Raw genomic sequence first — 13,061 nt, 5'->3', positions numbered from 1 at the left:
CTGGGGACGATGAGGTGGGGTTTCGATGAACGCGCCGTACGACGGTGACCGCGCGCAGGGCACTGGTGGGCCCGCGCCCTCCCAGGGCACTGCCCCGGGCACCCCGGTGCCCGGGCAGGTTCCCGTGCCCGCGCCCGCGCCGGACCGCGACCCGTATGTCCAGGACGCCTACGACCACGACCCCTACCGGTCGCAGGACCTGTCGGCCCAGGATCCCGTCGCCGAGGTCCTCTACGACCGGGCCTCGCACCCGCCGCCGCCGCCCGGCACCTACCTGGAGCCCGGCCCGCTCTACGCGGCGCCCCAGACCCCTGTGCACGCCCCCGACCCGCACGTCTGGGCGCAGACCCCGCCGCCCGAGCCCGACGGGCCCTCCCGCCACCTGCCCTACGGCGACCACGCCACGACCACCCAGTTCGTCGGAGTGGACTCCCTGGTCACCAAGGCGGCGGACGAGCAGCCCGAGCCCGACGCCTTCGCGCACCTCTACCGGGACCAGCAGGGGACTCCCGGCACCCCCGCCGAGGACGCCCCCGTCGCCGCCCCGGCACCGAGCAAGCCCGCCGGCCGCGCCTCCAGCCTGCTCAAGTCCAGCGCCCTCATGGCCGCCGGCACGATCGTCTCCCGCATCACCGGCTTCCTGCGGACCCTCGTCATCGCCGGTGCCATCGGCGTCGGCACGTTCAACGACACGTACCAGATCGCCAACACCCTGCCGACGATGATCTACGTGCTGGTCGGCGGCGGCGCTCTCAACGCCGTCTTCATCCCGCAGCTCGTGCGTGCGATGAAGCAGGACGACGACGGAGGCGAGGCGTACGCCAACCGCCTCCTGACCCTCGTGGTGGTGCTGCTGGCCGCCATCACCACCATCTGCGTCCTCGCCGCACCGGTGTTCATCACGATGATGTCGCCGAAGCTCGCCTCCGACCCCCAGCAGATGGACGTCGCGGTCGCCTTCGCCCGCTACTGCCTGCCGACCATGTTCTTCATGGGCGTGCACGTGGTCCTCGGTCAGATCCTCAACGCACGCGGCCGGTTCGGCGCGATGATGTGGACCCCCGTCCTCAACAACATCGTCGTCATCGCCACCTTCGGCGCCTTCATCTGGGCCTTCGGCGGTTTCACCACCTCCGGCGTCAGCGCCACCACCGTCACGGCCGACGGCGTCCGCCTGCTCGGCCTCGGTACCCTCCTGGGCCTCACCGTCCAGGCGCTCGCGATGCTGCCCTACCTGCGCGACGCCGGCTTCAAGCCCCGCCTGCGCTTCGACTGGCGGGGCCACGGCCTCGGCAAGGCCGCCCGCCTGGCCAAGTGGACGTTCTTCTTCGTCCTCGCCAACCAGATCGGCCTCGTCGTCGTGACCCAGCTCGCGACCTGGGCCGGATCCGTCGCCGAGAAGCAGGGCCACCCGGGCACCGGCATCACCGCCTACAACTACGCACTGCTGCTGTGGCAGATGCCGCAGGCCATCATCACCGTCTCCGTCATGACGGCCGTCCTGCCCCGCATTTCCCGCTCCGCCCACGACGGGGACGCCGCCGCCGTCCGCGACGACATCTCGTACGGGCTGCGCACCTCGGCCGTCGCGATCGTGCCGTGCGCCTTCGCGTTCCTCGCCCTCGGCGTCCCCATGGCCACGCTGCTGTACGCCGGTTCCGGTTCCGGCGCCCAGAACATCGGCTACGTCCTGATGGCCTTCGGCCTCGGGCTCATCCCGTACTCGGTCCAGTACGTCGTCCTGCGCGGGTTCTACGCGTACGAGGACACCCGGACGCCCTTCTACAACACGGTCATCGTCGCCACGGTCAACGCGGCCGTCTCCACCGCCGCGTTCTTCGTGCTCCCCGCCCGCTGGGCGGTCGTCGGCATGGCGGCGGCCTACGGCCTCGGCTACACCGTAGGCGTCGGCGTCGCCTGGCGCCGCCTGCGCAACCGGCTGGGCGGCGACCTCGACGGCGCCCACGTGATGCGCACCTACGCCCGCCTCACCGGCGCCTGCGTCCCCGCTGCCGCCGTGGCCGGTGCAGCCGCTTACGCTGTCACCCAGTGGCTCGGCAGCGGAGTCACCGGTTCCCTCGCCGCGTTGGCCGCCGGCGGTGTGGCGCTGGCCGTCGTATTCCTCGTGGCTGCCAAGAGGATGCGCATCGAAGAGCTCAACGCCATGGTCGGAATGGTGCGCGGACGCATGGGGCGCTGATGCGCACAACCGTCGGACCCCTTCGCGTGTCGTGCATAGCGCCGGACTGTGGGCACAATTGGCATGGCTTCGCAGACTGGCCGACAGCGCGTAACGGATGGGGAGGCAGGAACGACGGTGGCGGAACGTAGCACGGCTGCCGTCGACGTGGCCGACAACGGCGGCGACGAGCCGCCGGCCGCAGATGCGGCGAAGGCCACGGCCGACGGGGTGGACACCCAGAACGGACGAGCCGCGGACGGATCCATGCCAGAAAAGGACGGCGAACGCAGAAAAGCGGCCCCTGCTGCCGCCCCCGAACTCCACAGCGGCCACAAGCTCGCCAGGCGCTACCGCCTCGAAGAGTGCGTCACCCGTCTGGACGGATTCAGCAGCTGGCGCGCGATGGACGAGAAGCTGCGCCGGGCCGTGGGCGTCCATCTGCTGCCTGCCGACCACCCGCGGGCTCGCGCCGTCCTGGCCGCCGCCCGCTCCTCCGCGCTGCTCGGCGACCCCCGGTTCGTCCACGTCCTCGACGCGGTGGAGGAGAACGACCTCGTCTACGTCGTCCACGAGTGGCTGCCCGACGCCACCGAGCTGACCGCGCTCCTCGCCGCGGGCCCCCTGGAGCCCCACGAGGCCTACCAGCTCGTCACCCAGGTCTCCCAGGCCATGGCCGCCGCGCACCGCGAGGGCCTGGCCCACCTGCGCCTGACACCCAGCGCGATACTGCGCACCTCCACCGGCCAGTACCGGATCCGCGGGCTCGCCGTGAACGCCGCCCTGCGCGGCATCACCAGCGACACCCCGCAGCGTGCGGACACCGAGGCGATCGGCGCACTGCTCTACGCCGCCCTGACCCAGCGCTGGCCGTACGAGGTCGACGCCTACGGCCTCACCGGCCTGCCCAAGGGCGTCGGGCTGATCGCCCCCGACCAGGTCCGCGCCGGGGTGCACCGGGGGCTGGGGGAGCTCGCCATGCGCGCCCTCGCCAACGACGGGGCCACCGCTTCCCGTCAGGAGCCCGCCTGCACCACCCCGGAGGAACTGGCCAAGGCCGTTGCCGCGATGCCCCGCATCCGGCCGCCGGAGCCCGCTTTCACCGCGCCTCCCGAGTACCAGCAGACCACCTACCAGCAGGGCAGCTACGGTCGGCCGCCGACACGCCCCGGCGTGCGCGCGACCCAGCCCGTCGCCGTCCCGCCGGCCCCTCTGCAGAGCCGCACCGGCCGGGTTCTGAAGTGGGGTGTCGCCGCCCTGCTGATCGCCGCCCTCGGCCTGGGCAGCTGGCAGCTCGCCGACACCCTCCTGGACCGCGGCAAGGGCGACGGCGGCGGTACCAGCAACTCTCAGTCCACGAAGACGAACGAGGACGAGAAGAAGCCCACGGAGAGCAAGCCGCTGCACGTCGGCAACGCGGTCACCTTCGGCAAGGACCCGATCAAGCCCGAGGACGCCGGCAAAGCCGTCGACGGCAACTCCGAGACCGCATGGATCACCAAGATCTTCTACGGCTACGGCGGCAAGTTCGGCAACCTGGACAGCTACGACGACGGCAGTGGCATCGTCGTCGACCTCGGCAGCGTCCAAGAGGTGACGGGCATCGACGTGGACATGTACGCCGCGGGACACAGGGTCGAGGTCCGCGCCGCCGCCCCCGAGGCCTCCTCGCCACGCGGTATCTCCGACTTCCCCCAGGAGCTCGTGAAACTGGGCAACACGGGGAAGAAGTTGCAGGCCACCCAGGACACCCCGATCAAAACCCGCTTCGTGCTGGTCCACATCACCACACTGCCGTCCGAAGGCAGTGGGGACGGCTACCGCGGCGGCATCAGCGAAATCAAGGTGCTCGGCCCGGCCGGCTGAGCCACCCGCACGGCGACGGAGCCATGGTGCGGCCGGGGACCCGTCCCCCGCCGGACCGTGGCTCCCGGCGTGTGAACCGGCCCCTCGTGCGGGGCCCGCACAGGCTCTACGCTCCATCCCGGGAAGAAGCGAGGTGTGATGCACTCAGCAACGGGAGACGACCGGAGCGACCAGGAACTGCTGGCGCTGCATGCCGCCGGTGATCCCGACGCCTTCGGGGAGCTCGTGCGGCGGCACCGCGACCGGCTGTGGGCCGTGGCCCTGCGCACGCTCGGCGACCGTGAGGAGGCCGCCGACGCCGTGCAGGACGCCCTCGTCTCCGCCTACCGGGCCGCGCACACCTTCCGCGGGGAATCGGCCGTCACGACCTGGCTGCACCGCATCACCGTCAACGCCTGCCTCGACCGGGCCCGCAAGGCGGCCTCCCGCAGAACGGCGCCCCTGGACGACACGGAGCGCCTGGAGCGCCTCCTGGAGCCCCACGAGTCCGCCGAGGCCCCCGCGGAGCGCCAGGAGCTCCACCGGCAGCTCCTGGCCGCCCTCGGCACGCTCCCGGCCGAGCAGCGGGCCGTCCTCGTCCTCGTCGACATGCAGGGATACCCCGTCGCCGAGGCCGCACGTATCCTCGACGTCCCCACCGGCACGGTGAAGAGCCGGTGCGCGCGCGGCCGGGCGAAACTCCTCCCGATGCTCACTCATCTGCGCTCGAATGCCGGGGATAACACCGCTGCCGAACGGGGAAGGAACCGGACGCCGGGGACACCCGTCCCACCAGCGGCAGACCCCAGTCAGCCAGCCCCAGACGCAGACACGGTGAAGGGCGGAGGTGGACGAACGTGACTCCCACAACCGGCACGATCCGGCACCCTGACGTCTCGGAGATCTCCGACCTGACCGAAGGGCTCCTGTCCCCGGTCCGTACCGCCGAGGTACGCCGCCATTTGGGCGACTGCCCGCTGTGCGCCGACGTCCACGCCTCCCTGGAGGAGATCCGGGCGCTTCTCGGCACCCTGCCGGGGCCGCCGCGGATGCCCTCCGACATCGCCGGGCGCATCGACGCGGCCCTCGCCGCCGAGGCCCTCCTCGACTCCACCACGCCCCGCCCCGGTACCGCCCCGGCCTCCGAGACGGGCACGCCTCGCGATGTTTCACGTGAAACATCGCCTGCCGCACCCGCCGGTCCGGGCACCCGGCGCCCTGCCGGTCACCCGGCCGGAGCAACCGGCCCCGGGCGCCGCCGCGCCCGCCGCCGGATCGCCGTCATCGCAGGCCTGGCCGGAGCGGCCGCCTGCGCCCTCGGCATCTTCCTTGCGGGCAACCTGCTCGGAACCGGTTCTCCGGACACCGCTGCCCGCAAATCCGGTACCAGCGCGGCCGCCGACGCTCCCACCGACGGTACGTACACCGCGCAGGGCCTCCAGGACAGCGTCCACCGGCTCCTGGTCCCCGGACAGGGCGCCAAGACCACGCCGCAGGGGGAACAGCCCAACAACACGTACGGGTTGGAGAACAGCACCCCGTCGCCGGGGCTGGTCCCCGGCGACCGCAACCGCACGGAAGCCTCCTCGGTCCCGCCCTGCGTCCAGGACGCCACCGGTCGACCCGACACCCCGCTCGCCGCCGAACAGGGCAGCTACGAGGGCACGGAGGTCTACCTCCTCGTCCTGCCGCACCCCGGCGACTCTGGCCGTGTGGACGCTTACCTCGTGGGCGCCGACTGCATGAACGCCCCGTCGGCTCACCCCGGAAAACCGCTGCTGACCAGGACCTACCCGCGAAGCTGACACCTTCGGGTCCGCGCGGGGGCGGGCCGGGAATGCATGCGCCGTAGGATCCGTTGGGTGGGGTGAGAGTCCACACCGGCCCCCCGGCAAGCAGTGCGCAGTCCACAGAGACGAGGAAAAAACCCGTGAGCGACGTACGAAACGTGATCATCATCGGTTCCGGGCCGGCCGGTTACACGGCAGCCCTGTACACCGCACGCGCTTCGCTCAAGCCGCTGGTCTTCGAAGGCGCCGTCACCGCCGGTGGCGCGCTGATGAACACCACCGAGGTCGAGAACTTCCCCGGCTTCCAGGACGGCATCATGGGTCCGGACCTCATGGACAACATGCGCGGCCAGGCCGAGCGCTTCGGCGCCGAACTCGTCCCCGACGACATCGTGTCCGTGGACCTCACCGGTGAGATCAAGACCGTCACCGACACCGCCGGCACCGTGCACCGCGCCAAGGCCGTGATCGTCACCACCGGCTCCCAGCACCGCAAGCTCGGACTGCCGAACGAGGACGCCCTCTCCGGCCGCGGTGTCTCCTGGTGCGCCACCTGCGACGGGTTCTTCTTCAAGGACCAGGACATCGCCGTCGTCGGCGGCGGCGACACCGCGATCGAGGAAGCGACCTTCCTCTCCCGGTTCGCCAAGTCCGTCACCATCGTCCACCGCCGCGACAGCCTGCGCGCCTCCAAGGCCATGCAGGACCGCGCCTTCGCCGACCCGAAGATCAAGTTCGCCTGGGACAGCGAGGTCGCAGAGATCCACGGCGAGCAGAAGCTCTCCGGCCTCACCCTGCGCAACACCAAGACCGGTGAGACCTCCGAGCTCCCCGTGACGGGCCTCTTCATCGCCGTCGGCCACGACCCGCGGACCGAACTGTTCAAGGACCAGCTGGAGCTCGACGAGGAGGGCTACCTCAAGGTCGACGCCCCCTCGACGCGCACCAACCTCACCGGCGTGTTCGGCGCCGGCGACGTCGTGGACCACACGTACCGTCAGGCCATCACCGCGGCGGGCACCGGCTGCTCCGCGGCCCTCGACGCCGAGCGCTTCCTCGCCGCCCTCGCGGATGCCGAGAAGGCCCACGCAACGGTCTGACCCCCACGCACACCCCCCACCCCACACCCCGCAGGAAGAAATAGGAGGCCGCTGTGGCCGGCACCCTCAAGAACGTGACCGACGCTGACTTCGACACCGAGGTCCTCGGCAGCGACAAGCCCGTCCTCGTGGACTTCTGGGCCGCCTGGTGCGGACCGTGCCGCCAGATCGCGCCGTCCCTCGAGGCCATCGCCGCCGAGTACGGCGACCAGATCGAGATCGTCAAGCTCAACATCGACGAGAACCCGGCCACCGCGGCCAGGTACGGCGTCATGTCCATCCCGACGCTGAACGTCTACCAGGGCGGCGAAGTGGCCAAGACCATCGTCGGTGCCAAGCCGAAGGCCGCCATCCTGCGCGACCTCGAGGGGTTCATCCAGGCCAAGGCCGTCTGACGGCCGGGGCTCCCGGCGCCAGCCGGGTGAGTTTCACGTGAAACGGGGCCGCCCCCGCAAGGGGCGGCCCCGTTCGCACATCACAGCCCGTTCGCACGCCACAGCCTGCTCGCACGCCACAGGCCGCCCGGCCGTCACAGCGGGCGCAGCGCGGGCTCCTTCCGCGCCGCACCGAGCAGCCGGTCCAGCGCGAGCTCCACGTCTTCCTTCCACGAGAGCGTCGAGCGCATCTCCAGCCGAAGCCGCGGATGCACGGGATGCGGCCGCACCGTCTTGAAGCCCACGGCCAGCAGGTGGTCCGCAGGCAGCAGGCACGCCGGGCCCTCCCACCGCGCGTCTCCGAACGCCTCGATCGCCTTGAACCCGCGCCGCAGCAGATCCTTGGCCACCGTCTGGACCATCACCCGTCCCAGGCCCTGGCCCTGATAGCCCGGCATGATCCACGCCGTGATCAGCTGCACCGCATCCGGCGACACCGGACTCGTCGGAAAGGACGCCGCCCGCGGTACGTACGCCGGCGGCGCGTACAGCACGAATCCCACCGGCACGTCGTCCACGTAGACCACGCGGCCGCAGGAACCCCACTCCAGCAGAACGGCGGAGATCCACGCCTCCTTCTCCAGCGCCGGAGTGCCCGCCTTCACGGCGGCCTCACCGCTGACCGGATCCAACTCCCAGAACACACAGGACCGGCAACGCCGAGGCAGGTCCTGAAGGTTGTCCAGCGTGAGTGGTACCAACCGACGCCCCATGAGCGCATCGTATCGACTGCCCGAATCAGGAGAAACCGCTACAAGGCAAAGGGCGGACCGCGCCGGTTCTCACCGGCACGACCCGCCCCTCGGCGGCCGGGGACTCACTCCTCGGACAGACCCTGCTCCAGCACCCGGCCCTCGCCCGGCGCCAGCGTTCCGAGAATCCGCTCCAGATCCTCCATCGAGGCGAACTCGACGGTGATCTTGCCCTTCTTCTGGCCCAGATCCACCTTCACCCGCGTCTCGAACCGGTCCGACAGCCGCGTCGCCAGCTCACTGAGCGCCGGAGCCACCCGGGCGCCCGCCCTCGGGCCCTTCGGCTTCACGGCTCCGGAGGGCTCCGAACCCATCAGCGACACGATCTCCTCGACCGCACGCACCGACAGCCCCTCGGCCACGATCCGGTGTGCCAGCCGGTCCTGGACCTCGGACTCCTCCACCGACAGCAGCGCCCGGGCATGCCCTGCAGAGAGCACACCCGCAGCCACCCGGCGCTGCACCGGAGGCGACAGCTTCAGCAGACGCAGCGTGTTCGACACCTGCGGGCGCGAGCGCCCGATGCGGTCCGCCAGCTGGTCGTGCGTGCAGTTGAAGTCCTGGAGCAGCTGGTCGTACGCGGCCGCCTCCTCCAGCGGGTTCAGCTGCGCCCGGTGCAGGTTCTCGAGCAGTGCGTCCAGCAGCAGCTTCTCGTCGTCCGTCGCCCGGATGATCGCCGGAATGCGCTCCAGCCCGGCCTCGCGGCACGCCCGCCAACGGCGCTCACCCATGATGAGCTCGTAGCGGCCCGGAGCGGACTGCCGCACCACCACAGGCTGAAGCAGACCCACCTCCTGGATGGAGGTGACCAGCTCCGCCAGCGCGTCCTCGTCGAAGACCTCACGCGGCTGCCGCGGGTTCGGCGTGATCGCGTCCATCGGAAGCTCGGCGAACGTCGCCCCGGCGACCACATTGGCCTCCGGCTCCATCGCCGCCGGCTCATCCACCACCGCGACCGCCGATGTTTCACGTGAAACATCGGCCTGCGCCAGCGAAGCGAGCTTCGCCGCCGCGATGCCGCGCTCCGACGTCATGACCGGCACCGCCGACGGGGACGTCGACCCGGCACCGATCACCGGCGGCGTCTTCTCCTGCGGAGCTGCGGGGATCAGCGCGCCGAGCCCCCGTCCCAGACCTCTACGTCGCTCACTCACTGGATCCCCTCCGCCACACTCTGCGTGCTGTTCATGCCCGCGCCCAGATGGGCGTGCTGGGCGTCGTACGAAATTCCGGCCCCCCGCAGCGCGATCTCACGCGCCGCTTCCAGGTAGGAGAGAGAACCGCTCGAACCCGGATCGTAGGTGAGCACCGTCTGGCCGTAGCTCGGCGCCTCGGAAATACGCACCGACCGCGGGATGCTCGTGCGCAGCACCTCCTTGCCGAAGTGCGTGCGCACCTCCTCCGCCACCTGCGAAGCCAGCCGCGTCCTGCCGTCGTACATCGTCAGCAGGATCGTCGAGACATGCAGCGTGGGGTTCAGGTGGGCCCGCACCAGGTCGACATTGCGCAGCAGCTGGCCCAGCCCCTCCAGCGCGTAGTACTCGCACTGGATCGGGATCAGCACCTCGGCGCCGGCCACCAGCGCGTTCACCGTCAGCAGCCCCAGCGAGGGCGGGCAGTCGATCAGGATGTAGTCGAGCGGCTGCTCGTACGCCTGGATGGCCCGCTGCAGCCGGCTCTCCCGGGCCACCAGCGACACCAGCTCGATCTCCGCACCCGCCAGGTCGATCGTGGCCGGAGCGCAGAACAGCCCCTCCACGTCCACCACCGGCTGGACGACCTCCAGCAGCGGCCGACTGTCCACGAGCACGTCGTAGATCGAGGGCACATCCGCGTGGTGGTCGATGCCGAGCGCCGTGGAGGCGTTGCCCTGGGGGTCGAGGTCGACCACCAGGACCCGGGCTCCGTGGAGAGCCAGCGAGGCCGCCAGGTTCACGGTCGTCGTGGTTTTGCCCACGCCGCCCTTCTGGTTGGCGACCACGATGACCCGCGTCTGCTCCGGGCGGGGCAGCCCCTCGCCGGCGCGCCCCAGCGCCTCGACGGCCAGCTGGGCGGCACGGCCGATGGGTGTGTCGTTGTCTACAAGGGGCGAGGATGTTTCACGTGAAACATCCTCGCGCGCCGATTCAGAGCGGGGACCGGGGACCGGATCGGCCATCGGCCCCGCGAGGTTGGCGTCGGACCGCACGGTGTCACTCTCCTCGACATCAGGCTCGCGATGAACAGAGCCTGCCATGGCATCGGGGTCGCGAACCAGCGGGGCCCGTACTCCTGTGGATGAATCCACCGATGTGGACAACTCCGTCCCCCCTTCGTTCTTGCGTGGGCGGGGGGACGCAGCCGCACGGCCGCGGCTGATGATTCCGTGCAGCAGAGAGCGACGTTTCACGTGAAACACGATGCCCGGACGGAGTCATCAGGCCGCTACGACACTCCGAAATCCATACCTATAGGGCGCAATGCCCCCGAAATCAGCGACGCCGACGGGTCCGGCTGGTACGAGCGGCCTTAGCCCGCTTGGCCGCGAACCTCACCCCACCGGGGCTTTCTCCGACCTCGACCCGGACCACCGTGGACATGGGATCCACCACACCCTCGCCCACATGCAGCACCGAGGTCTTCACCACACCCAGCTTCGCCAGCGCGACCTTCGCCGCCACCAGCTCCTCCTCGGCGGTGTCGCCCTTCAGGGCCAGCATTTCCCCGTACGGACGCAGCAGGGGCACGCCCCAGCCCGCGAGCCGGTCCAGCGGAGCCACGGCACGTGCCGTCACCACGTGCACCGGCTGCACCTTGCCGAGCACCTCCTCCGCCCGGCCGCGCACCACCGTGACGTGGTCCAGGCCCAGCAGCTCCACGGCCTCCTGCAGGAAAGTCGTACGCCGCAGCAGCGGCTCCAGCAGCGTGATCTTCAGATCGCGCCGCACCAGAGCCAACGGGATACCGGGCAGGCCGGCGCCCGAGCCGACATCGCACACGGTGACGCCCTCGGGCACCACCTCCGAGAGCACCGCGCAGTTCAGCAGGTGCCGCTCCCACAGCCGTGGCACCTCACGCGGGCCGATCAGGCCGCGCTTGACCCCCGCGTCCGCCAGCAGCTCCGCATACCGCACAGCTTCCGGGAAAAACTCGCCGAACACCGCGCGCGCCTCTTCGGGCGCCGGGGGAAGCTCCGCTGCTGCCTCCGTCACGGGGACCGTCCTTCCGTACCGCATGGATCGTTGAAAACGCACTGCTCGAACTGGCACCGCCCGAACGGGCACTGCAAGGCTGACAAACTTCGGCCCCGTCTGCGACACAGACGGGGCCGAACACTCAGGGTGGCGATCAGGCCGGGAGCACGACGACGAAGCGCTGCGGCTCCTCGCCCTCCGACTCGCTCTTCAGACCGGCAGCCGCCACGGCGTCGTGGACGACCTTCCGCTCGAAGGGCGTCATCGGCGCCAGCTTCAGCGGCTCACCGGACGCCTTCACGTCCGCGGCCGCCTGGGCGCCCAGCGCCGCCAGCTCCTCGCGCTTCTTCGCACGGAACCCGGCGATGTCCAGCATCAGCCGGCTGCGGTCCCCGGTCTCCCGGTGCACGGCGAGGCGCGTGAGCTCCTGCAGAGCCTCCAGGACCTCACCGTCGCGGCCCACGAGCTTCTGCAGATCGCGGCTGGCCGAGTCGCTGACGATCGACACCGCGGCCCGGTCGGCCTCGACGTCCATGTCGATGTCCCCGTCCAGGTCGGCGATGTCCAGCAGACCCTCGAGGTAGTCGGCCGCGATCTCGCCCTCCTGCTCGAGGCGGGTCAGGGTGTCGCCACTCTCAGCGGCGGCGGTGGTGGTGCCTTCCGTCACGGGAGGGACTCCTTCTTACTTCTTGGAAGAGGGCTTGGGGGGCGTCTGACGCTGTGACTTCGACTGCCGCTTCGGCTGCTGCCGCTTGGCGGCACCGCCGCTGGCCGCGTCCGAGTCGGCCGTGGCCTCGACACTCTTCATCACAGACCCGTCCGCCTGGGCGGCCAGACCCTGCTTCGTGAGAGCCGTGATGAACTTGCGCTCGTTGTCGTTGCGGTCCGGGCCCTTGGCCACGATCGCCGCGACGATCTTCTTCTTGCCCCGGCCCTTGACGTCGCCGTGCGTGCTGACGTGCTTCAGCAGACGGGTCAGGTACTGGTCCTGCGCCTTGCTGCCGGGCGTCGGGTTCTGGTTGATCACGTACATCTGCTGGCCCATGGTCCACACGTTCGTGGTCAGCCAGTAGACGAGGACACCCACGGGGAAGTTGATGCCCATGAACGCGAAGATCAGCGGGAAGATGTACATCAGCATCTTCTGCTGCTGCATGAACGGCGTCTTGACCGAGAGGTCGACGTTCTTCTGCATCAGCTGACGCTGGGTGTAGAACTGCGACAGCGACATCAGAACGATCATGATCGCGGTCACGATCCGGACGTCGGTCAGGGAGGCGCCGAGCGCGGCGACCTTCTCCTCGCTGTCCGTGAACTTCGCCGCCAGCGGGGCACCGAAGATGTGTGCCTGGCGGGCACTCTCCAGCAGCGACTCGTTGATCACGCCGATGGTCTTGCCGTTGGCGATGGCCGAGAGCACGTGGTAGAGGGCGAAGAAGAACGGGGACTGCGCCAGGATGGGGAGGCACGAGGAGAGCGGGTTGGTACCCGTCTCCTTGTACAGCTTCATCATCTCTTCGGACTGGCGCTGCTTGTCGTTCTTGTAGCGCTCCTGGATCGCCTTCATCTTCGGCTGGAGCGCCTGCATGCCGCGCGTCGCCTTGATCTGCTTCACGAAGAGCGGGATCAGGCAGATACGGATCAAGACCACCAGGGACACGATGGACAAGCCCCAGGCCCAGCCGCTGTCCGGGCCGAAGAGGGCGCCGTACAGGCTGTGGAACTGGACGATGACCCACGAGACGGGCGTGGTGATAAAGCTGAACAGACTGGCAATCGTGTCCACTA

General features: G+C 70.1%; 12 protein-coding genes. 6 read left to right on the top strand and 6 right to left on the bottom strand.

Annotated elements, in window-relative coordinates:
- Positions 1-25 precede the first annotated feature (25 nt).
- From murJ to trxA, 6 genes are all read left to right on the top strand, one after another.
- Positions 26-2,200: a murein biosynthesis integral membrane protein MurJ gene (gene murJ / locus ACZ49B_RS15740; protein WP_468305677.1), complete on the top strand. Its 2,175-nt coding sequence runs from the start codon at positions 26-28 to the stop codon at positions 2,198-2,200.
- Positions 2,201-2,317: 117 nt separating this feature from the next.
- Positions 2,318-4,045 carry a protein kinase family protein gene (locus ACZ49B_RS15735; protein ID WP_468305675.1) on the top strand — a complete coding sequence of 576 codons (1,728 nt, stop codon included), beginning with the start codon at positions 2,318-2,320 and terminating at the stop codon, positions 4,043-4,045.
- Positions 4,046-4,183: 138 nt separating this feature from the next.
- Complete coding sequence (sigM, locus tag ACZ49B_RS15730; protein ID WP_468305672.1) at positions 4,184-4,885, top strand: RNA polymerase sigma factor SigM; 702 nt, start codon at positions 4,184-4,186, stop codon at positions 4,883-4,885.
- Complete coding sequence (locus ACZ49B_RS15725; protein WP_468305670.1) at positions 4,882-5,829, top strand: anti-sigma factor family protein; 948 nt, start codon at positions 4,882-4,884, stop codon at positions 5,827-5,829. Before sigM ends, ACZ49B_RS15725 begins: the two co-directional genes overlap by 4 nt.
- Positions 5,830-5,954: 125 nt before the next feature.
- Positions 5,955-6,914, top strand: a complete 960-nt coding sequence (trxB, locus tag ACZ49B_RS15720) for a thioredoxin-disulfide reductase (RefSeq protein WP_468305667.1) — start codon at positions 5,955-5,957, stop codon at positions 6,912-6,914.
- Positions 6,915-6,967: 53 nt separating this feature from the next.
- On the top strand, positions 6,968-7,309 hold the full coding sequence (gene trxA / locus ACZ49B_RS15715; RefSeq protein ID WP_468305665.1) for a thioredoxin: 342 nt from the start codon (positions 6,968-6,970) through the stop codon (positions 7,307-7,309).
- A gap of 134 nt (positions 7,310-7,443) precedes the next feature.
- Here the strand turns inward: trxA and ACZ49B_RS15710 are convergent, their stop codons facing one another.
- The 6 genes from ACZ49B_RS15710 to yidC form a co-directional block, all read right to left on the bottom strand.
- A complete protein-coding gene (locus ACZ49B_RS15710; RefSeq protein ID WP_030292633.1) occupies positions 7,444-8,061 on the bottom strand; it encodes a GNAT family N-acetyltransferase in 618 nt (205 codons plus the stop codon).
- A 104-nt stretch (positions 8,062-8,165) separates the two neighbouring features.
- Positions 8,166-9,254: a ParB/RepB/Spo0J family partition protein gene (locus ACZ49B_RS15705; protein WP_468305662.1), complete on the bottom strand. Its 1,089-nt coding sequence runs from the start codon at positions 9,252-9,254 to the stop codon at positions 8,166-8,168.
- Positions 9,251-10,336: a ParA family protein gene (locus ACZ49B_RS15700; protein WP_078613071.1), complete on the bottom strand. Its 1,086-nt coding sequence runs from the start codon at positions 10,334-10,336 to the stop codon at positions 9,251-9,253. Before ACZ49B_RS15700 ends, ACZ49B_RS15705 begins: the two co-directional genes overlap by 4 nt.
- Positions 10,337-10,571: 235 nt before the next feature.
- A complete protein-coding gene (gene rsmG / locus ACZ49B_RS15695) occupies positions 10,572-11,315 on the bottom strand; it encodes a 16S rRNA (guanine(527)-N(7))-methyltransferase RsmG (RefSeq protein WP_037634083.1) in 744 nt (247 codons plus the stop codon).
- A gap of 112 nt (positions 11,316-11,427) precedes the next feature.
- The gene (locus ACZ49B_RS15690) at positions 11,428-11,940 is read right to left on the bottom strand and encodes a Jag family protein (RefSeq protein ID WP_030153171.1); all 513 of its coding nucleotides are present in this window, start codon (positions 11,938-11,940) and stop codon (positions 11,428-11,430) included.
- Positions 11,941-11,955: 15 nt separating this feature from the next.
- Positions 11,956-13,059 (bottom strand): membrane protein insertase YidC, encoded by a 1,104-nt coding sequence (yidC, locus tag ACZ49B_RS15685; RefSeq protein WP_468305657.1) that lies wholly within the window; start codon positions 13,057-13,059, stop codon positions 11,956-11,958.
- Between the last annotated feature and the right edge of the window lie 2 nt (positions 13,060-13,061).

The organism is Streptomyces sp. NPDC031132, from assembly GCF_055570595.1.
The sequence above is the reverse complement of the archived record's forward strand: the minus strand, read 5'-3'. Positions and strand labels throughout refer to the sequence as shown.

Coding starts and splice junctions, on each gene's coding strand:
- murJ (WP_468305677.1), top strand. CDS start 26: ATGAACGCGCCGTACGACGGTGACCGCGCGCAGGGCACTGGTGGGCCC.
- sigM (WP_468305672.1), top strand. CDS start 4,184: ATGCACTCAGCAACGGGAGACGACCGGAGCGACCAGGAACTGCTGGCG.
- ACZ49B_RS15710 (WP_030292633.1), bottom strand. CDS start 8,061: ATGGGGCGTCGGTTGGTACCACTCACGCTGGACAACCTTCAGGACCTG.
- ACZ49B_RS15700 (WP_078613071.1), bottom strand. CDS start 10,336: ATGGCAGGCTCTGTTCATCGCGAGCCTGATGTCGAGGAGAGTGACACC.
- rsmG (WP_037634083.1), bottom strand. CDS start 11,315: ATGCGGTACGGAAGGACGGTCCCCGTGACGGAGGCAGCAGCGGAGCTT.